The 23,834-nt window shown below is 59.3% G+C and carries 22 protein-coding genes and 1 tRNA gene; 9 read left to right on the plus strand and 14 right to left on the minus strand.

All coding sequences use genetic code 11. The features are described 5' to 3' along the window. Positions 1 to 144: 144 nt before the first annotated feature. Positions 145 to 2,034 carry a penicillin-binding protein 2 gene (gene mrdA, locus F3J36_RS12770; protein WP_021507653.1) on the plus strand — a complete coding sequence of 630 codons (1,890 nt, stop codon included), beginning with the start codon at positions 145 to 147 and terminating at the stop codon, positions 2,032 to 2,034. Here mrdA and F3J36_RS12775 read toward each other — a convergent pair whose 3' ends face one another. The 5 genes from F3J36_RS12775 to F3J36_RS12795 form a co-directional block, all read right to left on the minus strand. After that, positions 2,035 to 2,745, minus strand: coding sequence for a GGDEF domain-containing protein (locus F3J36_RS12775; RefSeq protein ID WP_021507652.1), 711 nt, complete (start codon positions 2,743 to 2,745; stop codon positions 2,035 to 2,037). Continuing rightward, positions 2,742 to 3,128, minus strand: coding sequence for a DUF1987 domain-containing protein (locus tag F3J36_RS12780; protein ID WP_021507651.1), 387 nt, complete (start codon positions 3,126 to 3,128; stop codon positions 2,742 to 2,744). Before F3J36_RS12780 ends, F3J36_RS12775 begins: the two co-directional genes overlap by 4 nt. Positions 3,129 to 3,134: 6 nt before the next feature. Further along, positions 3,135 to 3,686 carry a SiaB family protein kinase gene (locus F3J36_RS12785; RefSeq protein ID WP_058780400.1) on the minus strand — a complete coding sequence of 184 codons (552 nt, stop codon included), beginning with the start codon at positions 3,684 to 3,686 and terminating at the stop codon, positions 3,135 to 3,137. 10 nt (positions 3,687 to 3,696) lie between these two features. After that, the gene (locus F3J36_RS12790) at positions 3,697 to 4,920 is read right to left on the minus strand and encodes a SpoIIE family protein phosphatase (RefSeq protein WP_166719816.1); all 1,224 of its coding nucleotides are present in this window, start codon (positions 4,918 to 4,920) and stop codon (positions 3,697 to 3,699) included. A 93-nt stretch (positions 4,921 to 5,013) separates the two neighbouring features. Continuing rightward, on the minus strand, positions 5,014 to 6,339 hold the full coding sequence (locus tag F3J36_RS12795; protein WP_166719817.1) for a PAS domain-containing methyl-accepting chemotaxis protein: 1,326 nt from the start codon (positions 6,337 to 6,339) through the stop codon (positions 5,014 to 5,016). Between the two features lie 193 nt (positions 6,340 to 6,532). Between F3J36_RS12795 and F3J36_RS12800 the strand changes: the two genes are divergently transcribed. The 3 genes from F3J36_RS12800 to F3J36_RS12810 all read left to right on the plus strand — a co-directional run bounded on the left by F3J36_RS12800 (position 6,533) and on the right by F3J36_RS12810 (position 8,268). Further along, positions 6,533 to 6,608 (plus strand) — tRNA-Phe (locus F3J36_RS12800). Positions 6,609 to 7,165: 557 nt separating this feature from the next. Beyond that, complete coding sequence (locus F3J36_RS12805; protein WP_247653178.1) at positions 7,166 to 7,834, plus strand: hypothetical protein; 669 nt, start codon at positions 7,166 to 7,168, stop codon at positions 7,832 to 7,834. A 14-nt stretch (positions 7,835 to 7,848) separates the two neighbouring features. After that, positions 7,849 to 8,268: a hypothetical protein gene (locus F3J36_RS12810; RefSeq protein WP_166719818.1), complete on the plus strand. Its 420-nt coding sequence runs from the start codon at positions 7,849 to 7,851 to the stop codon at positions 8,266 to 8,268. A 63-nt stretch (positions 8,269 to 8,331) separates the two neighbouring features. Here the strand turns inward: F3J36_RS12810 and F3J36_RS12815 are convergent, their stop codons facing one another. The 6 genes from F3J36_RS12815 to F3J36_RS12840 form a co-directional block, all read right to left on the minus strand. Beyond that, positions 8,332 to 10,392, minus strand: coding sequence for a pyridoxamine 5'-phosphate oxidase family protein (locus tag F3J36_RS12815; RefSeq protein ID WP_166719819.1), 2,061 nt, complete (start codon positions 10,390 to 10,392; stop codon positions 8,332 to 8,334). A 14-nt stretch (positions 10,393 to 10,406) separates the two neighbouring features. Then, a complete protein-coding gene (locus tag F3J36_RS12820) occupies positions 10,407 to 11,018 on the minus strand; it encodes a glutathione S-transferase family protein (protein WP_021507631.1) in 612 nt (203 codons plus the stop codon). 162 nt (positions 11,019 to 11,180) lie between these two features. Then, on the minus strand, positions 11,181 to 12,536 hold the full coding sequence (gene celB / locus F3J36_RS12825) for a PTS cellobiose transporter subunit IIC (protein WP_059012181.1): 1,356 nt from the start codon (positions 12,534 to 12,536) through the stop codon (positions 11,181 to 11,183). A 153-nt stretch (positions 12,537 to 12,689) separates the two neighbouring features. Continuing rightward, entirely contained in the window at positions 12,690 to 13,997 is a 1,308-nt protein-coding gene (locus F3J36_RS12830; protein WP_021507629.1) for a 6-phospho-beta-glucosidase, read from the minus strand. After that, the gene (locus F3J36_RS12835) at positions 13,990 to 14,334 is read right to left on the minus strand and encodes a PTS lactose/cellobiose transporter subunit IIA (RefSeq protein ID WP_230201125.1); all 345 of its coding nucleotides are present in this window, start codon (positions 14,332 to 14,334) and stop codon (positions 13,990 to 13,992) included. Before F3J36_RS12835 ends, F3J36_RS12830 begins: the two co-directional genes overlap by 8 nt. A 59-nt stretch (positions 14,335 to 14,393) precedes the next feature. Continuing rightward, positions 14,394 to 14,699 carry a PTS sugar transporter subunit IIB gene (locus F3J36_RS12840; protein ID WP_021507627.1) on the minus strand — a complete coding sequence of 102 codons (306 nt, stop codon included), beginning with the start codon at positions 14,697 to 14,699 and terminating at the stop codon, positions 14,394 to 14,396. 291 nt (positions 14,700 to 14,990) lie between these two features. Between F3J36_RS12840 and F3J36_RS12845 the strand changes: the two genes are divergently transcribed. After that, positions 14,991 to 15,935 carry a MurR/RpiR family transcriptional regulator gene (locus F3J36_RS12845; protein ID WP_166719820.1) on the plus strand — a complete coding sequence of 315 codons (945 nt, stop codon included), beginning with the start codon at positions 14,991 to 14,993 and terminating at the stop codon, positions 15,933 to 15,935. Between the two features lie 16 nt (positions 15,936 to 15,951). Here the strand turns inward: F3J36_RS12845 and F3J36_RS12850 are convergent, their stop codons facing one another. After that, entirely contained in the window at positions 15,952 to 17,040 is a 1,089-nt protein-coding gene (locus tag F3J36_RS12850; RefSeq protein WP_166719821.1) for a tartrate dehydrogenase, read from the minus strand. 16 nt (positions 17,041 to 17,056) lie between these two features. Beyond that, entirely contained in the window at positions 17,057 to 18,367 is a 1,311-nt protein-coding gene (locus F3J36_RS12855) for an MFS transporter (protein ID WP_166719822.1), read from the minus strand. A gap of 130 nt (positions 18,368 to 18,497) precedes the next feature. Here F3J36_RS12855 and F3J36_RS12860 point away from each other — a divergent pair, with 130 nt between their 5' ends. From F3J36_RS12860 to F3J36_RS12875, 4 genes are all read left to right on the plus strand, one after another. Further along, positions 18,498 to 19,406 (plus strand): LysR family transcriptional regulator, encoded by a 909-nt coding sequence (locus F3J36_RS12860; protein WP_058780408.1) that lies wholly within the window; start codon positions 18,498 to 18,500, stop codon positions 19,404 to 19,406. Positions 19,407 to 19,524: 118 nt separating this feature from the next. Continuing rightward, positions 19,525 to 20,070 carry a helix-turn-helix domain-containing protein gene (locus F3J36_RS12865; protein WP_104188066.1) on the plus strand — a complete coding sequence of 182 codons (546 nt, stop codon included), beginning with the start codon at positions 19,525 to 19,527 and terminating at the stop codon, positions 20,068 to 20,070. Further along, positions 20,067 to 21,107 (plus strand): HlyD family secretion protein, encoded by a 1,041-nt coding sequence (locus F3J36_RS12870; protein WP_166719823.1) that lies wholly within the window; start codon positions 20,067 to 20,069, stop codon positions 21,105 to 21,107. Before F3J36_RS12865 ends, F3J36_RS12870 begins: the two co-directional genes overlap by 4 nt. Next, on the plus strand, positions 21,104 to 22,660 hold the full coding sequence (locus tag F3J36_RS12875) for a DHA2 family efflux MFS transporter permease subunit (protein WP_247653179.1): 1,557 nt from the start codon (positions 21,104 to 21,106) through the stop codon (positions 22,658 to 22,660). The genes F3J36_RS12870 and F3J36_RS12875 overlap by 4 nt, the downstream gene beginning before the upstream one ends. A gap of 18 nt (positions 22,661 to 22,678) precedes the next feature. Here F3J36_RS12875 and uxuA read toward each other — a convergent pair whose 3' ends face one another. Beyond that, positions 22,679 to 23,743, minus strand: coding sequence for a mannonate dehydratase (uxuA, locus tag F3J36_RS12880; protein ID WP_166719824.1), 1,065 nt, complete (start codon positions 23,741 to 23,743; stop codon positions 22,679 to 22,681). Between the last annotated feature and the right edge of the window lie 91 nt (positions 23,744 to 23,834).

The raw sequence follows: 23,834 nt of genomic DNA on the forward strand, positions 1-23,834 counted from the left end.
GTCATCGGCCTGTCCCGCATTCCTGACGTAGCCGCTCCACCGTAAACATCTGACACACTTTTACCCAGGCTTGTGCATCTTCCTGCTGGCTCTGCGGCGATCTCTCCCTATCATTAGCGTGATTATGAAGAGACTAAGCCCCTGATGAATTTCCGCAATTTCGAAGCCGAAGAGAAACTGTTTGTGCGCCGCGCGCTGGTGGCGTTTGCCCTGGTTGTTATCTGCTTCACCATTCTTGGCATCAACCTGTATCGCTTACAGGTGGATCAGCACAGCTATTACCAGACGCGATCCAACGAGAACGACATCAAAATGATCCCCATCGCGCCAACGCGCGGGCTGATTTTCGATCGCAACGGCATCCCGCTGGTGCGCAACGTCACCTGGTACGACATCCTCGTCACGCCGTACAAAATCGACAACATGCAGGCGACGCTAAAGGCGCTGACGCCTATCGTCGATCTGACACCGGATGATATCGAAACCTTTGAGCATGAACTGAAGCAGAGCAGCCGCTATAAACCGGTGGAGCTGAAAGCCGAGCTCACCGACGAGGAGGTGGCGCGCTTCTCGGTCAATCAGTTCCGCTTCACCGGCGTCACCATTGATACCTATCAGGATCGGGAATACCCGTACGGCGCCGATCTGGCGCACGTAGTCGGCTACGTGTCGAAGATTAACGATAACGATTACAAGCGGCTCAATGCCGAGGGCGTGGGCGAAAACTATGCCGCCGACCATAACATCGGCAAGCAAGGTATTGAGGGCTACTACGAATCTCTGTTGCACGGCAAAACGGGCTATCAGGAAGTGGAAGTGGATAACCACGGCCGCATCGTGCGCGTGCTGAAAGAGGTGCCGCCGGTGGCGGGCAAAAACATCTGGCTGACGCTGGATCTGCATCTGCAGCAGTATGTGGAGAGCCAGTTGGCCGGCCAGCGTGCGGCGGTGCTGATTGAGGATCCGCACGATGGCGGCGTGCTGGCGATGGTCTCCAGCCCGAGCTACGATCCCAACCCGTTCGTGAAGGGCATCAGCTACAAAGCCTATAAAACGCTGCTGCAGGATAAAAACCTGCCACTGATCAATCGCGTCACCCAGGGGCTGTATCCACCGGCATCGACGGTAAAACCCTACATGGCGATGTCGGCGCTGCTGAGCAAAGTGATTACGCCGGGCACCACCTTTTTTGGCGCGCCGACCTGGACGCTGCCGGGCACCGATCGCAAATACCGCGACTGGAAAAAGTCCGGCCACGGCATGCTCGACGTCACCAAAGCGATTGAAGAGTCCGCCGACACCTTCTTCTATCAGGTGGCGTTCATGATGGGTATCGACCGCATCCACAGCATGCTCAGCCAGTTCGGCTACGGCAAACCTACCGGTATCGATTTGAATGAAGAGTACGCCGGGCTGCTGCCAAGCCGCGAATGGAAGCAGAAAGTGCATAAACATACGTGGTATCAGGGCGATACGGTATCGGTGGGCATCGGCCAGGGCTACTGGATTGCCACGCCGATTCAGATGGTGAAAGCCATGGTAGCGCTGATCAATAACGGCCGGGTGATTAATCCGCACCTGCTGGCTAAAGCACAGCGCGGCACCTGGCAGCAGGTTTATCAGCCGACCGCGCCGCAGCCGCAGATTGGCGATGCGAAATCACCGTACTGGTCGCTGGTGCGCCACGCCATGTTTGGTATGGCTAACGCGCCTAACGGCACCGGTTATAAATATTTCCATACCGCGCCGTACGGCATCGCCGCCAAGTCCGGTACGTCGCAGGTGTTTAGCCTGAAGCAGAACCAGACTTACAACGCGAAGATGATCCCGGTGCGCCTGCGCGACCACATTTTCTATACCGCCTTTGCGCCGTTTAACAACCCGCAGGTGGCGGTGGCGCTGATTCTGGAAAACGGCGGTAACGAAGGTATTACGGCCGCGCCGGTGATGCGCAATATCCTCGACCATATCTTCCTGCCGCCGCCGGATAGCAGCGTGCCGATGCAGACGGCCAGCACCGCGCAGGTGCACTGATCAGCGGAAAAATACCCGGTTGCGGCCGTGGTGTTTGGCATCATAGAGCGCGGCATCGGCATTGCTGTATAGCGTGTCGAAATCGGAGCCCGGCTTGCCGTAGCTCACGCCGAGGCTGGCGGTCACCAGTTGCTGCGGCAGCACCGCCAGCGGCGAGGCGTTAAGCGAGGCGTGGATCGCACCGGCGACAATCACCGCGTCGGACAGACGATAGTGCGGCAGCAGCACGGTAAACTCTTCGCCGCCGATGCGGCCAATGCTGGCGCCGGCCGGGCAGTGCGCCTGAATGCGCGTCACCAGCCCGCAAATCACCTTATCGCCCATCGGATGGCCGTATTCGTCGTTGATCTTCTTGAAGTGGTCGATATCCAGAATAATCAGCGCCGCCGGACCGCTCTCCAGCGTCTGGCTGATGCGCTGAATAATCGCGCCGCGATTCCACACCGCCGTTAGCGGATCGTGGCTGGCTTTGTACTCCAGCTCCTGCGCCAGCTGGTTTAACTGCTCATTCACGCGGTTCAGCTCGCGCTCCGCGCGATCGCTGCGGGAGATCAGCCGCCAGGTTTCGCGCATCAGGCGCTGATAGTGGCGATTCAGGTGCAGCAGCGCCTCGCGGTAATCCTGCGCGCTCAGCGTGTTTTGCGCCGCCACATGCTGTGAGCGATTCAGCACCTCGCTCTCTTCACGGAACAGCTCATTGAGGTCCATCATGACGCCAGTTCCGCCTGCAGATTAACCTGCAGATCGGTAAAATCCAGCGCCAGTTCCTGACCAAACTCTTCTGCGATGTCATCTTCCGCATCAAACAGCCAGTTCAGCGTGACGCGCTGACCGCGCTGCGCCAGCTGGTTGAACAGATCGAACAGGCTGAACAGCATTTTGGTGCTGGAGCTGTTGAAGTAGCGCAGCGCGATAGTGACGACCACCGCGTCGTTGTCGGTGGGTTGCCACTGCTCAAGGGCATCCAGCAGCGGGCGATAAAACGCCGCCGCGTTCTCCGGCCACGACTCGCCGCGCAGCGCAAACTGGCGGGTGGCAAAATCAAAACTCACTTCGGGCGTGCTCTCAGTGGCAGCGATAATCAGGTTTTGCATACAACCTCAATCCTGGTGGATGGTGGCTTTGAGCCAAAACGTGGCGTAGCCGCTGGCGGGCAGCGGACGCAGTTCATACTCCAGCGGTTCACTGACATCACGGGCAAGCGTCAGCAAACCGATATTGGCCCCTTTGCTGGTGGCGGGGCTCTCGGTGCGCAGACCGACACGGTAGGCCTGCTTAATTTCGTCGTTACTCATGGTACGCAGAAGATCGAGCCAGTCGCGCAGCTGCTCGCAGGCGGCCTGTTCGACCTGATTACTGCTCTCCAGCACATAACTATCGCCGTCCACGTGCAGCGTTACGGTGCCAAAGCGAAAGTGCTGTTCGGCATGGCTCAGGGTACGGCTGTCCTGCGAATAGCGCAGGATGTTCTGCACAATCTCAACAAAGCTGGAGAACAGCCGGCGGCGCACTTTCAGCGGGGCCTGCTGGTTTTCCAGAAACACTTTGATCACTTCACCCATCGCGGTGATGTTCTGCGGCGAAAAGAAGCCGGTATAGTGCAGCGCAACGCTGTCGGGCGGCAGGTGCGTGCCGGTGGAAGCTGGATGCATAAGAGGCTCGTTAATAACGCAGGCCAAACCAGGTGACGTCATCGCGTCGCGGCTGGTTGCCCTGCCAGTGAAGAAATGCCTGCGCAAACGCCGTGGAGAGCTCGGCCATCGGCAGGGTTTTATGTTGTGCAATGACCGTCTGAATCCGCTTTTTACCGAACATAATCTGCCGCGCGCCGCCGGGTTGATCGGTCACGCCGTCGCTCATCACCAGCAGCACATCGCCGGGCTGCAGTGTGCGCTGCTGCTGCGGCCAGCAATAGTCGTGCGGTGTATCGGTGTAGCCAACGCCGACGCGATCGGCCTGCAGCGCGGCGGCTTCACCCTGTACCGGCTGCAGCACGGCGTGCATGCGCGCGCTGGCCCAGCTCAGCTGATGGCTGGCCGTCTCCAGCCGCAGCGCAATCGCATCGCAGCCGTCGTTGGACAGCGAAGTCTGCTGCGAGGCGTTAAGCTGGCCCAGGGTTTGTTTGATGTGGCGGTTAAGCGCCTGCAGCAGGGCAGACGGCGTACGATGGTTGTGCTGCAGCGCACGCTCCAGCGCCGCATGCAAAATCACCGTCATAAACGCGCCGGGAATGCCGTGACCGGTGCAGTCGGCAATCAGCGCCAGCCAGCCGTGCTCGTCGCGGTGAAAGGCGTAATAGTCGCCGCCCACGCCGTCGCGCGGCTGCCAGTGCAGGCACCAGTCGCTCAGCTGCTGCGCCATCTGCTGCCGCGAGCGGTCCAGCATCGCGTCCTGAATCACCCGCGCGTAATCGATGCTCTGTAAAATCTGCTGATGCTGCTGCGCCTGCAAATCGGAGACGGTACGAATCAGGTCGATACCCAGACCGATGCCAATATAGCGGCCCTGTTCAGTCACGATAAAACCATCGGTTACTGATTTATCCCCGCTGGCGACCACCTGCTGCGCGACCCGATCGAGTTCGGTTTCGGCATCGATCACCAGCGGTTGTTTGTCCATAAAGGCGATACAGCTTTTACGATCGTACAACTCGCGGAAGAACGGGCGCGTCATTTGCGACAGAAAGATGTGGCGGTTAATCATGCCGAACGGCGTGCCGTTTTCCACCACCGGCAGGCCAATCAAATCTTTGTGTTCGCTAAACAGCGCCATTACCGCCGTGTTGTCCATCGCTGGCGTGACGAACGGCACCGCAATACACAGCGAACGCGCGCGGGCACGACCCGTCAGGGTGCTAAGCCCGGTGCGGAAATCAGGCTGCTGCATGAGAAAGAGTCTGGCGTTGATTAGGAATAATCTTAGGTTACGGCACGGCGATGACACTTTTATGTCACCGCCGGCCAGCGCTCGCTGCTGCGCTTACTGCGGGGCTTTTAGTGTATCGGCGACGTGGCTGATGGCGCGCACCACCTCACTGGAGCTGCCGCGAATTTCGGCAATCACACCGCCCGCCTGCTGCGCGAGCACTACGCCCTGATCGGCACGTTTCAGGTTCGACGCGATGCCTTTCTGCGCCTTATCCGCCAGCAGGTGGTTATGTCTCACCCGATTCTCGATTTCGCTGGTGGCGCGATTGATGTTCGCTGCGAGGGTGCGCACTTCACTGGCGACCACCGCAAAGCTGCGGCCGTGCTGACCGGCGCGCGCGGCTTCCACTGCCGCATTGAGTGCCAGCAGATTGGTTTGGTCGGCAATACGGCGAATACTCTCCACGATGGCGCCGATGCGATCGGAAGAGTCGCTCAGATCATTGATATCACCAGAAATACCGTGCAGTTCGCTGGCCAGCGCATTGATATTCTGCACGCTGTTTTCAATGACCGCCGCTCCCTGTTGCGTACTTTCACTGGTATGCAGCGCGGTTTGCCATGCCTGCTGCGCTGCTTCGCGCTCCAGCTGGTTTTTTTCCACCTGCGCGGTAACGTCGGTGGCGAACTTCACCACTTTGTATAGCTCGCCGGCGCTGTTAAACACCGGATTATAGGTGGCGCGCAGCCAGACGGTGTTGCCCTGCTTATTGACGCGCTCGAACTGGCCGGAGATATATTCACCCTGATTGAGCTTGTGCCAGAAGCGACGATAGGCCTCGCTGGTGCGCATTTCGGGCGGACAGAACAGGCTGTGATGGCGACCGATGATCTCATCAGCGCGATAGCCCATGGTATTGAAGAAATTATCGTTGGCCATCAGCACTTCACCTTTGAGGTTGAAGGCAATCACCGCCATCGAGCGCTCAATGGCGGTGGTCATGGCGCGCTGCTCCTGCGCATCCATGATGCGCGCGGTGATATCACTCGCCAGCTTAACGATTTTAATCACCCGACCGTGGCGATCCTGCACCGGTACGTAGTTGGCTTCCAGCCAGATCGGACGGCTGTGCTTCGCCACGCGCAAAAACTTATCGCTGAAGCCTTCGCCGCGATTCAGACGCTGCCAGAACTCGCGATACTGCGGTGACTGCACCATATCCGGCGTGCAGAACAGGCTGTGATGCTGGCCGACAATTTCTGCCAGCGTGTAGCCCATGCGCTCCAGAAACAGCGCGTTAGCGGTGAGGATGTGACCATCAGGCGTAAACTCGACCATGGCGATGGCCTCCTGCAGCGAACTGAGCGTTGCGCTGTTGTGACTGCGTTTCTGCCACGCGAGGCGCGACAGGATTCCCGATGTAATAGTGCTGAACATGGTGGACCTTATTATGGTTATGGGATGTCAGCACGGTTATCGGCGTGAGTGGCTAAAAATTCACCACTAAATAACGCGGTTGCGCAGGTTTTTACCATCGGGTCCGGCGGTTGCTGCAAAAGGCAGCAGTCAGCTGATTTTTACCGAAAAGCGTTTGACGGTACGGCGCGAGTAAGGTTTAATGCGCCCCGTTGCCCGGATAGCTCAGTCGGTAGAGCAGGGGATTGAAAATCCCCGTGTCCGTGGTTCGATTCCGCGTCCGGGCACCACTCACATGAAGGCACTGGTCAGAAAAACATTTTCTGACGGGTGACTGAAAGAAGGTGGCGTTCCAGCAACATTCAGTGCAGAGTAAATGCACCATCCTGGTTTTAAGCCAACCTTCTGAAAGGGTATCAGTTAGCGCTGATACCCTTTTTTTTATTGGCGTTGATTGATGTTCGCCTTCATTCATCCATAATTCTTTCCAGCTGCTGCGATCATTTAAAATATCGTCAATCATCTTCTGCCGTATTTATTTAACTTCGCGGTGAAAGCCTGCTCGTCAGCGATTCAGATAACGAATAACCAGAAAATTACCAGAAACTGTTAATGAATTCCCTAAAAGACAGGACAACGGCAAGTTCAGCAACTTGCCAGGGGAACAGGTAACTTATGGCTAATGATGAACTGAAAAACCGGCCTCATGCATAAGTTGCAAAGCTGATTCATTGAGAAATATTAATTATAACTATAATTCGGCTCTTGACTTCATTAAATAATTCGCGATTCTTGTATGCGGGAATTTGATTTATGGAAGAATGGAGAAGGTGTGATGGATATACGGATGCTGGATCCCGATGAGCCGGGGTACTTTTTCAACTTCAGAAACCCCCTGCCTTATAATGAGTATTATGCTGTAAAACCTCAGTTCATGCCTCCACATGGTGCGCGTCCAATTGTGGATGATGCTACAGGGCTGTGTATTGGTTACACGGTCGCGCAGGCTCCCAGACTGTGGCAGATTTATGATGCGGATGGGCGTTTTACCACGCTTGAAGAAGCCCCGTTGCAAACCCCGCTCATTGATCCGCTAGATATTGCGCTGATTGCATTTGGTGTTTTTCGCCTGTTAAGCAGTGGTCGGGCGGTGCTGGATGTCGCTGCGGGTAAAAGCATAGGCAGTGTGCTAAGCGAAGCAACGCTGAATATGCTGCGTGGTCGCCTGAAGGTTGGCCTGTCCGTGCGAAATCTTAAATTTACACGTACCACGGCCGCACATATGGCCGAATCGGGCAGATATATTCCGGTCAATATACTGGAAAAAGCTATCCGCTATGGTTCACGAAGCCCTGATGCTCAGAAAATGCCCGGCATGTTTTTATATCGTATAAAAATGACCCGTCTGAAAAAGATCGTGGAGCATGATAAAATCAGGTATGTCCACAAAGAGTACACGTTACATGTTGTGGTCAGGGAACGGGACTGGACAATTTCACACTTCCATATCGACTGAGTGGCGGGGCAGAAATGTTTGAGATCAAAAACGAAGATACGTTATTTCGCTTCTCATTTATCGAAAGAATTGAAGAGCCTGAAGACCGCAGGCTGGATTTGATTATGTGCTGGCTGGAAATTGCCGGTTGCAGTATAAACCTGCAATGTCAGTGCGAACTGACGATTTTCGATCTTGAAAGCCTGCAGAAAATGTTATCGGAGTTTTATGCATCCCTGTACAAAAATGGACGACCTAAGCCGGTACATTTCGCACCAAGAATGAAATCATTCACCTGCGAATTCAATGCTGTCGAGGGAAGTGATTTAATCGGTTTCAACTTCACTGCGACTCCCGCTATTTATGATAGCTGGCAACTGACCGGCGGGATCGCTATTGACCAGTCCTATTTCCCTGCGTTGATACAGGGAATCGAATCGATTCTGACCAACTGAGCGCGGGTAAGATGCCGCCCGCCCTGCAGGCTGCTGGTTTGATTGCATAGACGGGCACGCACCTCACAAAGCCAGCTGCACCGCCGCGTCCCCGTCTTCGACCTGCGCCGGCACCGCGCAGCAGATCAGCACTTCATCCTGCGCCAGCGTGATGCCTGGCCGGGTGGTGTAAGTCACCGCACCTTTCACCAGTTTTGTCTTACAGCTGCCGCAATGTCCGGCGCGACAGCTGAAGGCCGGGCTCAGGCCGCGTGCTTCGGCCAGCTCCAGCAGCGTGCCGGACTGCGGTGTCCAGCGCGCTTCTTTCAGCGATTCAGTAAACACCACCGCCACCGCTTCGGTCGCCACCGGTGGCAGCGCGGCGGGCTCTGGCACATTCTCCTGCTGACGTTGCAGCGACGACGGACCAAACGCTTCGGCGTGAATACGCGCGTCGGCAATATTCAGGCCGCGCAGTCCGTCATACATCGCCTGAGTAAATGACGGCGGACCGCACAGATAGAAATCGTAATCGTTGAACGGCAGCACCTGCGACAGCAGCGCCATATCGATGCGTCCGGCAACGTCGTAATCTACGCCCGCTTCGGCTGCACCCGGCTGGCTGAGCACCCGCACCAGTTTCAACGCGCCTTCGCTGGCCGCCAGCAGCGCATCGATCTCACGCGCAAACGGGCGTTCGGCCAGGTTACGCGCCGACTGCAGCAGATACACCGGGCGCATCCGACGTTGGCGTCGTCCTTCATAAATCAGGTGACGCAGCATTGCCAGCAGCGGCGTGATGCCGACGCCCGCCGCCAGCAGCACCGCTGGCCGCGTTTCGTGTGCATCAATAGTGAAGTCGCCGGCCGGTGCGCGCACCTCCAGCCGATCGCCGACGCGCAGGGCATCGTGCAGATACTGCGACACGGCGCCTTCACGCTTCACGCTGATGCGGTAATAACCATCCGACGGCGCAACTGACAACGTATATTGCCGAATCAGTGGTTTAGCACTGCCCGGCAGCGTCAGGCGGATCGGCAGATGCTGGCCTGCCAGATGCGGCAGCACGCCAGCGCCATCATCCGGCATAAGATGAAACGAGCGAATCTGCGCGCTCTCATCGACGATCCGCGTGATGCGGAAGGGTCGCCACTGCGCCGCCAGCTGCTGCGCCTGCAGGCGTTCGCTGGCGGACGGCCAGTCGCCGGTCATCAGCGAGGCGGGCGATACGCCGTCTGGCTGATCGGCCCAGCGCAGGGCGAGGGCAGCGCGCCGGCGCACGATGCGGCGCGCGCTAAAGCGCCACAGGCGCTCGGCACCCTGAAAGGCCGCGATTTCGGCGGAATCGGTTATCACCGTGGCATCGCCGCTCATTTGTAATACATCGCCGCTGGCGTAGTCGATAAACAGCAGCCCGGCCTTGCCGTTGAGCACGATATTGCCGAGGGTGGAGAAGAACAGGTTGCCGTTGAAGTCCGGAATGGTCAGCACATCATCGGCAGCGATGCGCACAAAACCGGCTTTGCCGCCGCGATGCGAAACGTCCATCTGACGGCGCGCCTGGTCGGCATAAGTGGTGACATAAAACGTGTCCGCCTGCCCGATGGCGGCGCGCGCGGCGTCATCCAGCGCGCTGAGCGTCTCAACTTCGCCCTGATAAGCCCTGCCGGGCGCATGGTCGAAGCGGAAATCGCGCAGCTGAATATAGCGCGGGCAGTTGCCGAAGCTCTGGTCAACCTGCACGCGCAGGCCGCCGCCAATTGCCGTCAGCACGCCATTCATGCGGTTGCGCCGCCGCGTGTGCAGCTCGATGCCGAGCAGGCCCACCGGTGCGCCATCGGTCATCCCGGCGGCCGCCGGATCGCTGGCGTCAGGACGGGCCGCGATATCCAGCGTGGTGGCGTTGGGCGAGAAGATAAAACCGGGCTGGCCTTCCAGCAGCGTGGCCCAGGCATCACCCTGTGCATCAACGCTGCCGGCAACGATAAACGGCAGCTGCGCGTAAAAGTCACGATGCTGATCGGGCATGTAATCGCGGATCACGCGCTGCCCGACATCGGCCATACGTTCCGCCACCCCCGCCTGCTGCTGCAGCGCAATTTCACCGTCATGCCATACCGGCAGCGTAATCAGTTTCTCGCCCATGATGCTGGCTCCTGTCAGGCGCGCAGGCCGGCGGCGGTCTGCGGAAAAGGCACAAAGCCGGGCAGCGCTTCAATCCGGCGCAGCAGCTGATTCACCGCAGGGTAACCGGACATCTCGACGTTGCCTTCCGGCGCACCGGCCAGGTAGCTATATAAAGCGATGTCAGCAATGGTGGGATGGTCGCCCACCAGCCACTCACGTTGGCTGAGATGGCTTTCCAGCCGCGAAAGAATCAGATGCGCGCGCGCCAGCACCTCTTCAGCATTAAATCTGGCACCAAACACGGTAATCAGGCGCGCCGCCGCCGGACCGTAAGCCAGTTCACCGGCCGCCACCGACAGCCAGCGCTGCACCTGGGCGGCACCCAGCGCATCTTCCGGCAGCCAGTCGCTGCGGTTAAATTTCTTCGCCAGGTACACCAGAATGGCGTTCGAATCTGCGATATAAACACCTTCGTCTTCCAGCACCGGCACCTGACCGAACGGGTTGATGGCGAGAAACGCCGGGGTTTTATGTTCGCCGCCAGGCAGGTCGACTTCGACCGTTTCATGCGCTATGCCGAGCAGTGACAGCGCCAGCAGTGCGCGGTGAGCGTGGCCGGAGAGCGCTAAATTGTACAGTTTCATCATGCGGTTCCTCAGGTTGTGGCCGGGGTGATCCCGAGCCGTGGCCTAAGGTTCGCACAGCCGTATTGCTGGCAGAATAGCCAGATCTGCGAAGTCATTATTGCAAAAAGTGGAAGGATGCGGCCGGGTGCGCAGCAGGGCGCACCCGGCAGAGGAAGTGGTTCAGGAAGGCACGACGGCACTACTGCTGGCGGCCTGCGCCTGCTGTTCATTCTGCTGCTCTTCGCGCAGCTTCAGGCGATCCCACACGCGGAAAAACGGATAGTAGACCACCAGCGAAATCGTCAGGTTGACCACCTGCAACACCGTGCCGGAGATATGGCCGCCGGTGGCGAGATAGCCGCTGACGAAGATCGGCGTGGTAAAGGGCAGGGCGATGCCGGCTGGCGGCGCCACCAGACCGCTGCTCATTGCCGCCCACGAAACAATCACCAGCAGCACCGGCGTCAGGATAAACGGCAGGAACAGGTAGGGGTTCATCACCAGCGGAATACCGAACACCAGTGGCTCGCTGATGTTGAACAGCGCTGCCGGCGCGGCGATTTTCCCCAGCTGTTTCATCTGGCGGCTGCGCGCGCGGATCAGCATAAAGATCACCAGCCCAAGCAGCGCGCCGGTGCCGCCGGGCGCAATCCATAAATCGTAAAACTGCTGGGTAAAGATGTGCGGAATCGGCTGGTTATGCTGAAAGGCTTCGAGGTTTTCACTCATGTTCGACAGCCATACCGGCTGAATGAACACCAGCACGATGGCATCGCCGTGCAGGCCGAGCGTCCATAGAATGCCAATCAGCAGCACTGAGAAAATCATCCCCGGCAGCGTGCCGCCGACGTGGTGCATCGGCAGACCAATCACCGTGGCGATCAGGTTATTGATGTCGTGGAACGGCGAGGCTTCAACAGCCAGGCGCAGCAGCAGCACCACGGCCAGCACGCAGAAGCCGGGAACGAGCGCGAGGAACGATTTCGCCACCGCCGGCGGCACGCCCTCCGGCATCTTGATCACCAGGTTGCGGCTGTGCACGAAGCGGTAGATTTCGGTGGAGAGCAGCGCAATTACAATCGCCACGAACAGGCCCTGACTGCCGATCAGCGAAATCGGCAGCACGCCGGTGACCAGCTGCGCGGGCGCGCCTTCAACCGGGGCGAACAGCGTCTGCTGCGGAATGGTCATCACAAACGCCACCAGCGCCATCGCGCCGCTGGTTAGCGGGTCGAGCGTGCGATATTTCTCCGCCAGCCGGTAAGCGATGCCGAAGCTGGAGATCAGCGCCATGATGTCGTAGGTGGCACGCACCGGATAGAGCAGTTTATTGCGCCAGCTGTCGCCGAACAGGTCGGCCATCAGATGGCCCCACGCCGGGATCGGCAGGTAGGCGAAGATCAGAAAAAAGCTGCCGATCAGCATGAACGGCATGTTGAGAATGATGCCGTCCCGCACGGACAGCACATGCTTCTGCCCGGCCACCTTGAGCGCGGCGGGCAGCACATAACGTTCGATGATATTACGGTTGGACATAGGGCCTCCTCGGGCACAATGGCGCAACAAATTAACAGGTCAATGCGTGTCATTTCGGCGCGGCAGCGGATACCTGCACCCGGCCGTCGCGGCGCAATTTATTGCGCGATGAAGCGCGCCGCGACGGCCAGGGTGCGGTTTGCGACAGGGATATCACGCAAACTGCGGCAGCCACGGCTGATTCAGCGTCAGCACTTCGTCCAGCAGCGCTTCGGCGCTGGCGACGTCGCCGACCAGCGGATTGCCGACCAGCGCCAGCAGCGCGGCACCGCGATCGCCGTGCACCGCCGCGTCGATGGTTAATCGCTCGAAGGCTTTGATCTGCTGCGTCAGCCCGTGCATCAGCGGTGGCAGCGCGCCAAACACCAGCGGGTGCGCGCCCTGCGCATCGACCACACAGTTCACTTCCACCACTGCGTCGTCCGGCAGACCGTGAATCGCCCCACGGTTCTGGCAGTTCACCACCAGATTTTGCCCGCTATTGTTATGGATGGCGCTGATGAGCTCAACGGCCACTTCGGAGTAATATGCGCCGCCGCGAAAACTCAGCTGCTCCGGCTTGTGCGCCAGCTGCGGATCGGCATACAGCGCGAACAGCTCGGCTTCCACTTTCATCACCTGTTCAGCGCGCGTTCCGGCCTGGCCGTGCTGCGCTTTCTCCTGCTCTTCGGCCAGCATCTGCGGTGTTTGCCAGTAGTAGCGGTGATAAGGGCAGGGAATCGCCTGCAGCGCGCGCAGAAACGCCGGCGACCACGGCATCTCTTTGATGTTATTCATGGTCAGCGCCTGGCCTTCGCACAGCTGTTCGATCACCCCGGCGGTCACGTCCTCGCCGCGGCACAGCACCTGATGCACCCACACCAGATGATTCAGCCCGGCAAAGCGCAGCGCCACCTCGTCAAACGGCGCCTGTAACATGCCGGCGATCATATGGTGCATATTCACCGGCACGTTACACAGGCCGATGATCTTCGCGTTGCTGTAGCGCGCCACGGCTTCGGTAACGATGCCCGCCGGATTGGTGAAGTTGATGATGAAGGCGTCCGGCGCCAGCTGTTCCACTTTGCGCGCAATCTCCAGCATCACCGGAATGGTGCGCAGCGCTTTGGCGAAGCCGCCGACGCCGGTAGTTTCCTGGCCGAGACGGCCATACTTCAGGCCCAGCCGTTCATCGGCGGCGCGTGCCGCCAGCTGGCCGACGCGCAGCTGTGTCAGCACAAAGCGCGCGCCGCGAATCGCCTCATCCAGCGCGAAATGCACGCTGACCTTAACCTGCTCCAGCCCGTTTTTTTGCAGCATGCGGCGCGTGAGATCGGCGATGATCTGCACCTTTTCGCGTCCTGCCGCCACATCCACCAGCGCCAGTTCGGTTACCGGCAGCTGCGCATAACGGTTAATGATTCCCTCCACCAGCTCCGGCGAATAGCTGCTGCCGCCGCCAATGATTGCTATCTTAAGCATCGTTTTCTCCTGCCGTGGTACGGCGATAGAGTTCAATGATTTCGCCCGCTAAATCCTGAATCAGCATGGCGTTCATCAGGTGATCCTGGGCATGAACCAGAATCAGGGTAACCGGCAGCCGGCCGCTGCCTTCGTCCAGGCTAATCAGCGCCGTCTGCTGCTGGTGCGCGCTGCTCACGTTTTCCCGCGCCGCCGCCAGCTGCTGCTGTGCCGCATCAAACTGGCCGGCGCGCGCCAGCCGCAGGGCGCTGAGGGCGGCACTGCGCGCAGCACCGGCCTGCACCAGCAGCAGCATGATCTCCTCTTCCGGAACCACCATTACGTCATCTTCAGGCATGCAGAATCTCCCACAGCGCAACGCCGTGTGTTATCAGTCAGATTGGGGGAAACGAAGAATCAGGAAGCGCGCAGCGCCAGCGCTTTATCCAGCACCTGTTCGCCGCGCATCATGCCGTAATCCATCATGTCGATAACGGCGACTGCCTTGCCCTGCGGGGCCGCGATGGCGGTGAGGCGGGCAGCTTCAAACTGCACCTGTGGGCCGAGCAGCACCACATCCGCATCCGGCAGGATACGTTCGAAATCGGCCACCGGGACGGCCTGAATGTTGATCGCCAGCCCGCGCGCTTGTGCGGCGTGCTGCATTTTATTCACCAGCATGCTGGTAGACATGCCGGCGGCACAGCAAAGAACAATGCGCATAATTTATCCTCCTGTGAATTGACTCCGGCATTTAAGACCTGTCGCAGTCGCACTGTAAATACCCTGCGGCCAGATGATTTTGTGATGAAAGTTATTTAAAGTATTATTTATCAATATTTTAATCATTAAACCGCTATGAAAATAATTTTCATTGGTGTGATCGGCACGATGATTTTCTGTTGCGAGTGCTTTAATTCCAGGAAAATTCAGTGCGCTCAGCTGAAAAAAATCTCACCATGAAAAATATTTTCATACATCATGAGGGTTCGTTACTGAGGATGTGATGAGCTAATGGATATTGTCTGGCAACTGCAGCAGCAGTCGGCGCGTTTTGATGCGCAGGAATCAAAGCTGGCGCGATTTATTCTGGATAACCTGCACGCCAGCGCGCAGGCCACCATGGAGAGTCTGGCGGCGCAGGCGGGTATCAGCCCGGCTGTACTCCAGCGCTTTGCTGCCTCGGCGGGCTACCGCGATCTGGATGATTTTCTGCACCAGGTGCGCCAGGCCGGCCAGCAGGAAAGTGCGTTTATGACGGTGATTCGTCAGCGGCAGGCTTCGCTCAGCCAGCAGGAGCAGCGGGTGGCGCGCGCCATCCTGCGTGACGCCGCGTTCGCGGCCTCGGCCACCATTGAACAACTGGCCAGCCGGGCGGAAGTCAGTGCGGCGACCATTACCCGCTTTGCCCGTTCGGTCGGCTGCGACGATATTCGCGATCTGCGTATGCGGCTGGCACGCGCCAGCGCCGAACCGGCTACTTCCAGCCACGGTGCGGTGCCGCAGCTGGTGAGTCTGCATCAGGCGCTGACCCAGCAGTGGCAGCAGCTGGATGACAGCCGCTGGCAGCAGGCGGCGCAGGCGCTGCGTCAGGCACGCAGCGTGTTGCTGATCGGTGCCGCCGGCCAGCACACGGCGCTGGTAGCGGAAGTGCAGCAGCGGCTGAGTGAAGCCGGGCTGGCGCTGGCATGGATCCAGGACGACAACCTGCTGCGCCTGACGCTCAGCCGTTTGCAGCCGGACGATCTGCTGCTGATCCTCGCGCCGGATACCATCAACAGCAGCGTGCTCAGCGCGGTGCATCACGCTCACATCCAGCAGACCCCAGTGATGGCGCTGTGCCCGGCGACGCTGGATCTCGCCAGCCAGGCCAACTACTGGCTGCCGCTGCCGGATGCAGCACCGGCGCGGCGCTATGGCATCCTGCTGGCGCTAGACCGGCTGGCGGCGGCGCTGTAACACCCCGCCTTTCTACTCAGGCGGTTGCCGCCACCTGAGATTTGGCTTCAATAAACTGCACCAGCGCGCGCGTCACGTCAGCGGTGGTGGCGCTGCCGCCGACATCCGGCGTCAGAATGCCCGCCGCGCACACGTGCTCAATGCCCTGCATTATCAGCGCGGCCGCGTTGCGTTCGCCCAGATGCTCCAGCATCTGTACCGCGGTCCAGAAGGTGGCGATCGGGTTAGCGATGCCTTTGCCGGTGATATCAAACGCCGAGCCGTGAATCGGTTCGAACATCGACGGAAAACGCCGCTCCGGATCGATATTGGCGGTTGGCGCGACGCCGAGACTGCCGGCCAGCGCGCCGGCGAGGTCGGAGAGAATATCCGCATGCAGGTTCGTGGCGACAATGGTATCCAGCGATTTCGGGTGCAGTGTCATGCGGTGCGTCATGGCATCCACCAGCATCTTGTCCCACTGCACATCCGGAAACTCCTGCGCCACTTCCGCCGCAATTTCATCCCACATCACCATGCCGTGCCGCTGGGCATTGGATTTGGTCACCACCGTCAGCAGTTTGCGCGGCCGCGACTGCGCCAGTTTAAAGGCGTAGCGCATGATGCGCGTCACGCCGACGCGGGTAAAAATCGCCACTTCAGTGCCCACCTCTTCTGGCAGGCCGCGGTGCGCACGGCCGCCGTTGCCGGAGTATTCCCCTTCCGAGTTCTCGCGCACGATGACCCAGTCAAGATCGCCCGGTCCACGGTTGCGCAGCGGCGAGGTCACGCCCGGCAGAATTTTGGTTGGCCGCACGTTGGCGTACTGATCGAAGCCCTGACAAATCGGCAGGCGCAGCCCCCACAGCGTGATGTGATCCGGCACGTCCGGCGCGCCCACCGCGCCAAAGTAGATGGCATCAAACTGCTTCAGCGTCTGCAGGCCATCTTCCGGCATCATCACCCCGTGCTGTTTGTAGTAATCCGAGCCCCAGTCAAAGGTCTGCACGTCAAACGTCAGCTGTTCATCGTGCCGCGTCAGCGCCTGCAGCACCTCAACGCCAGCCGAAATCACTTCCGGGCCAATACCGTCTGCCGGAATCGCGGCAATTTTGTAGTTACGCATTGTGTTCTCCAGTCAATTAATGGGTATGAGGATGAGGCAGATCGGCGCTTTGCGGTTTTGGCGTCTGCGCGGCGAGAATCAGCACGATGAGCGCGGACAACGCCAGCAGCGCGGCGACGAAATAGAGTCCCCAGGTGTAGCTGCCGGTTTGCTGGCGGATCACGCCAATCATCATCGGGCCGACAAAACCGCCGAGATTGCCGATGGAATTAATGGTGGCGATGCCGGCGGCCGCGGCCGGCCCGCTGAGAAACAGTGTCGGCATGCTCCACAGCGGCGGTTTGGAGGCGCTGATGCCGACCGTGACCAGCGTCAGCGCAATAATCACCGCCAGCAGCGTGCTGACGTTACCGGCGTAAATCAGCCCGGCGGCAGCCAGTAAACAGGCGCCAATGACGTGCCAGCTGCGCTCGCCGCGACGATCGGAGTGACGCGCCCACAGGATCATGCCGATCACGCCAATCACCGCCGGGAAAGCGTTGAGGAAGCCGATTTCCAGCGAGGAGGCGCCGAAGCTGCGGATGATTTGCGGTGACCAGATCCCCAGCGTGTACAGGCCGGCCGACGTGCCGAAGTACACCAGCGCCAGGGCCAGTACGCGCTTATCCGCCAGCCCGCGCCAGGCGCTGCTGTGGCCATGTTGCGTCGACCGCGCCTGCTCTTCAGCCTGCATGGTCTCCTGCAGCCAGCGCCGCTCTTCTGCGTTCAGCCATTTAGCCTGCGCCGGACGGTCGGTGAGGAAAAACAGCACCACGATGCCCAGCAGCAACGCCGGAATCGCTTCTAACACGAACATCCACTGCCAGCCGGCGTAGCCCAGCAGACCGTGCATCTCCAGCAGCGCCGCAGAGACCGGCGAGCCGAGCGCGGTAGAGAGCGGGGCGGCGGCCATGAAGATGGCGGTAACCTGCGCGCGCTTCGCCGCCGGGAACCAGTAGCTGAGGTAGAGAATGATGCCGGGAAAGAAACCGGCTTCCGCCACGCCGAGCAAAAAGCGCAGGAGGTAGAAGCTGGTGGTGCCCTGCACCAGCGCCATGCAGCCTGAGACCAATCCCCAGCTGATCATCACGCGGGCGATCCAGATGCGTGCGCCCACTTTGTGCAAAATTAAATTCGACGGGACTTCAAAAAGAAAATAGCCGAGGAAAAAAATCCCAGCGCCAAAACCAAATACCGTGGGCGAGAAACCTAAATCCTGATTCATGGTTAACGCGGCAAAACCAATATTGACGCGATCGAGAAACGCGATGAAATAGAGCAGCATGATGAAGGGCACAATGCGCAACGTCACTTTACGCATCACCCTTTTTTCGAGGTGAGATTTCATATTAAAGTGCTCCAGATTGTGTAGGGTAGTATTATTTTCTGGTTGTCGAATGCAGTATGCAGGTTTGTATTGCGCGATCATCAGGCGTGGATTATATAAACTATTTGAATAATCGTGCGGTGAGGGAAATGTGGATATAAATCAATTGCGTTGTTTTGTCGCGGTGGGTAAAGAACTGCATTTCGGTCGGGCGGCACAAAGTATGGAAATGATGCCTGCATCACTTTCCCGCTTTATTCGCCTGCTGGAGGAGGATCTCGGCGTGCGCCTGTTAAACCGCTCAACGCGCAATGTTTCATTAACCGCCGAGGGAGCCCTGTTTTTTGACGAAGCGGGAAAACTGATCGATCAGTTTGATGCGCTGGCGCTGCGTTTTAAAGGCGGATTAAAAGATGAACGCCGGACATTACGCATTGGGGCTATCGATAGCGCCGCGCGCGGTTTAGTTCCGGCACTGCTGAATTTATTTGTGCCGCGTCATCCGCTGAGCGATATCCATATTATCGAAGATAAAACCCTTAACCTGATTCCTAAATTAAAATCCGGCTGGCTGGATATGATTATTATCCGTGCGCCGCAGCGCATGGATGCGTCACTGGCGCTGCGTTTTATTACCCGCGAAAGTTGCGTGCTGGCAGTGCCGCTGACGCATCCGCTGGCGGATAAAGCGCAGGTGACGGTGGCGGATTTTCAGCATGAAGCCATGATCATTCCGGACCGCCGCACCCGGCCGCACAGCCACGATCTCACCATCAGCCTGTTTAAGCAGGCCGGCCTGACGCCACATATCGCGCAATATGCCGAAGAGAAGCAAACCATTCTCAGCCTGGTGTCCGCCGGCCTCGGTCTGGCGGTGGTACCAGCCTCTTATCGCACCATGAACAGCGACAGCGTCCGCTATATCCCGCTGACATTACCTGAGCAGATCAAAGGCTTGCCGCTGAGTATTGCGTGGCAGAAGGGCAATGAAGATCCGCTGCTGCGTGAAATGCTGCGTCTGCTGCATGACCACCGGCAGGAATTGATCGACAGGCTGTGAGGCTGCGCCGGAACGCACGCTGACGATCTGTTTGTTACTTTCATTCTGCAAGTGACTTGCAAAATGAAAGTTACCCTGCCACAGTATCCCGCATCGACTTCACATCGGGAACTGGCCCATGAAAAACCAACCTCTGTGTAATATGCCGTGCCCTATCGCACGCAGCCTTGGACGCGTCGGCGACGGCTGGAGCATGCTGATCATGCGCGATGCGCTGGCCGGCTTTACCCGCTTTGATGAGTTTCAGAAAAGCAGCGGCGTGGCGCCCAATATTCTGTCGCGCCGGCTAAAAGAGCTGGTGGAGGATGGATTGCTGGAAAAGGTGTGTTACAGCGACGCTCCGGCACGCTACGAGTACCACCTCACTGCGGCGGGCCGCGATTTTCGCACGGTAATACTGGCGCTGGCCGAGTGGGGCAGCACCCACTTCTCACCGGAAGGGCGGCAGATGCAGCTGGTTGAAAGCGCCACCCAGCGCCCGGTGACGCCGCAAATGGTCGACAGCGCCACCGGCCAGCCGCTCTCCAGTGACAAATACCAGATGGTGCCAGGCCCGGCGGCCAGCCCGATGATGCACTATCGCCAGCAGTATCTGGCGAGAAAGCGCGCGGGCGATACGGCGCAAAAATTCGCCCCGCAGACGGTGGCCGGGAACGAACCATGAGCCTGACGCGGAAAAAAGCGGCACTGCTGCTGATGCTGGCCTGCGGCGGCGTGGCGCTGGCCGGCTATGGCTATTACTGGTGGCACAGCGCGCGCTTTATGCCTGCGACCGATGATGCTTACGTCGGCGCGGATATCAGTGCGATTTCGGCCAAAGTGTCCGGCTATATCCAGACGCTTGCGGTGCAGGATAATGCGGCGGTTAAAAAGGGCGACCTGCTGGTGCAGCTGGATAACCGCGACTATCGGGCGGCGGTTGACCGTGCGGCGGGCGAAGTCGCCGCGCAGCAGGCGGCGCTGCAGGATATCGCCGCCACGCGCCAGCTCCAGCTGGCCACCATCGACGGCGCGCGTGCTGCGCTGCTGGCGGCGCAGGCGGTGACGCAGAAAACCACCGCCGACCAGCGCCGCTATGACGCGCTGGTAAGCAGCGCTGCGGTGTCGCAGCAGATTCGCGATCATGCGCAGGCCGATTACCATCAGGCGCTGGCGCAGGAGGGCAAAACCCGTGCCGATCGCGCGGTCGCCGAACGTCAGCTGCAGGTGCTGGATGCGCGCGAGCAGCAGACGCACGCCGCGCTGGCACAGGCGCAGGCCGACCTGGCACTGGCACAGCTCAATCTGGAATACACCGCTATCCGCGAGCCGTTTGATGGCGTGATCGGCAATCGCCGCGCCTGGGCCGGTTCGTATGTCAGCAGCGGCACGCAGCTGTTGTCGCTGGTGCCGGCGCAGGGGCTGTGGATTGACGCCAACTTTAAAGAGAGCCAGCTGGCGCACATGCGGCCAGGCCAGACGGCAACGATTGTGGCGGACGTGCTGCCAGGCCGCATCTTCAGCGGGCATGTCGCCAGCCTGTCGCCCGCGACCGGCTCGCGCTTCAGCATTCTGCCGGCGGAAAACGCCACCGGTAACTTCACCAAAATTGTCCAGCGCGTGCCGGTGCGCATTGCGCTGGATGGCGATGCGGCCACGCTCGGGCTGTTGCGTCCGGGACTGTCGGTGACCGTGACCGTCGATGAGCGCAGCGCGCAATGAGCCGCGTGGTCGCCGCGCCGATCGCGCCCGCGCAGATGCCGATCAGCCGGAAAGTTTTCGCCTTTGCCACCCTGTGCATCGGCATGTTTATCGCGCTGCTGGACATCCAGATTGTCTCAGCTTCGCTGCGCGACATTGGCGGTGGCCTGTCGGCGGGCGATGATGAAACCGTGTGGGTGCAGACCAGCTACCTGATCGCCGAGATCATCATTATTCCGCTCTCCGGCTGGCTGGCCAGCGTGCTGTCTACGCGCTGGCTGTTCGCCGCCTCGGCCTGCGGCTTTACGCTAATGAGCCTGCTGTGCGGCTGGGCGTGGAACATTCAGAGCATGATCGCGTTCCGTGCGCTGCAGGGGCTGGCGGGTGGCTCGATGATCCCGCTGGTGTTCACTACCGCCTTCGCCTTTTTTCAGGGCCGGCAGCGGGTGATTGCTGCCGCGACCGTCGGCGCGCTGGCGTCGCTGGCGCCGACGCTTGGCCCGACCGTTGGCGGCTGGATCACCGATAACTTCAGCTGGCACTGGCTGTTTTTTATCAACATCATTCCCGGTATTTACATCACCATTGCGGTTCCGCTGCTGGTGAACATCGACGCGCCCAACCGCGAACTGCTGCGCGGCGCGGATTATCTCAGCATCGTGCTGCTGGCGCTGGCGCTCGGCTGTCTGGAATATACGCTGGAAGAGGGACCGCGCTGGGGCTGGTTTGATGATGACACCATTGCCACCACCGGCTGGATTGCGCTGGCGGCGGGCGTGTTGTTTGTGATCCGCACGCTGCGGCATGCCAAACCGATCGTCGATTTACGCGCGCTCAAGGACCGCGACTTTAGCCTCGGCTGCTACTTCTCGTTTATGGCGGGCGTGGGGATCTTCGCCACCATTTACCTTACGCCACTGTTTCTCAGCCAGGTGCGCGGCTTCAGCGCACTGGAGACTGGCCTGGCGATCTTCTCCACCGGGGTGTTTCAGATTCTGTCGATCCCGCTGTATGCCTGGCTGGCGAACCGCGTCGATCTGCGTATTTTGCTGGCGGCGGGGCTGATCTGTTTTGCGCTGTCGATGCATTTCTTCGTGCCGATTACCCATGACTGGGGGGCGAAGGAGCTGCTGTTCCCGCAGGCGTTTCGCGGTATGGCGCAGCAGTTTGCCGTGGCACCGACGGTAACCCTGACGCTGGGCAGTTTGCCACCGGCCCGCCTGAAGCTCGCGTCTGGCCTGTTTAATCTGATGCGCAACCTTGGCGGCGCGATTGGCATTGCCCTGTGCGGTACGGTGCTCAACGACCGCACCAACCTGCACTTTAGCCGGCTGGCGGATCATCTCAACAGCGCCAGCCTGACGCTGGGTGATTTTCTGCAGGGGCGCGCTCAGGCGCTGATGACCAGCAGCCTGAGCCCGGATGCCGCGCATACGGCCGCGCTGCAGTCGCTGGCGGCGCTGACGCTGCGTGAAGCGCGCACCCAGGCCTTTTCCGACGCGTTCTGGCTGATCATGACAGGCTTTTTCGTCGCGGCGCTGCTGGTGCCGTTACTGAAAAAGCCACAGGGATGAGGGCCCGACCGCAGCCTGTCACCGCTTGCTCAGCGCTTCCCACAGGCCCAGCAGATAGGTGGTGCCCAGTGCGCGGTCGTACAAACCGTAGCCTGGGCGCCCGGTTTCACCCCAGATAAAGCGGCCGTGATCCGAACGGATATAGCCGTCAAAGCCGTTGTCATACATCGACTGCAGCACTTTATACATATCCAGCGAGCCATATTCCGTCGGATGCGCGCACTCGTAGAAATCTTTATCGCGGATGATCTTGATGTTGCGCACGTGGGCAAACGGGATGCGCTTGCGGCGCGAGAATTCGGCCAGAATGGCATAGACATCGTTCTGCGGATCCTCGGCAATCGATCCGGTGCACAGCGTGATGCCGTTGGCTTCAGAATCGACGACGTTACAGATCCAGTCGAGATCGTCGCGGTTTTTCACCACGCGCGGCAGACCGAAGATCGAATACGGCGGATCGTCCGGGTGGATCGCCATCTTCACGCCCACCTCTTCGCACACCGGGATCACCGCTTTGAGGAAATAGGCGAGGTTTTCGCGCAGCTTCGCATCATCTACGTCCTGATATTTGGCAAACAGCTCCTGAACTTTTGCCAGCCGTTCCGGCTCCCAGCCCGGCAGCGCGAAGCCGTTGGCGCTGCCCAGTACTTCTTTCACCACTTCGTCGAGGCTTTTATCAATGCCCTGTTTCTCGAAGGCCATGGTGATGGAGCCATCCGGCAGCACGTAATGCATATCCGTCTTCATCCAGTCGAACACCGGCATGAAGTTGTAGCAGATCACTTTTACCCCGGCGGCCGCCAGGTTGCGGATACTTTGCTGATAATTAGCGATATAGCGATCGCGGCTCGGCAGGCCGATCTTGATGTCGTCGTGAATATTAACACTCTCAATCACTTCAACCGTCAGTCCGGCTGCGTGCACCTGATCGACCAGCGCCTGGATCTTCTCCTGCGGCCAGGTTTCGCCTACCGGCACATCGTAAAGTGCGCCCACCACGCCGCGTACGCCCGGCACCTGGCGAATATATTCCAGCGAAACCTTGTCTTCCTTCGGCCCAAACCACCGCATTGTCAGCTGCATTATGTCATCCACCGTCATCGTGTCTGTATGATAACGGCTAAACTACCATACTAGAATTCATGAGGGCAGCATTGCGCGGCGATTAAGCCTT

Origin of the sequence: Pantoea sp. Cy-640, from assembly GCF_011752635.1 — a bacterium.
Classification (GTDB): domain Bacteria; phylum Pseudomonadota; class Gammaproteobacteria; order Enterobacterales; family Enterobacteriaceae; genus Pantoea; species Pantoea dispersa.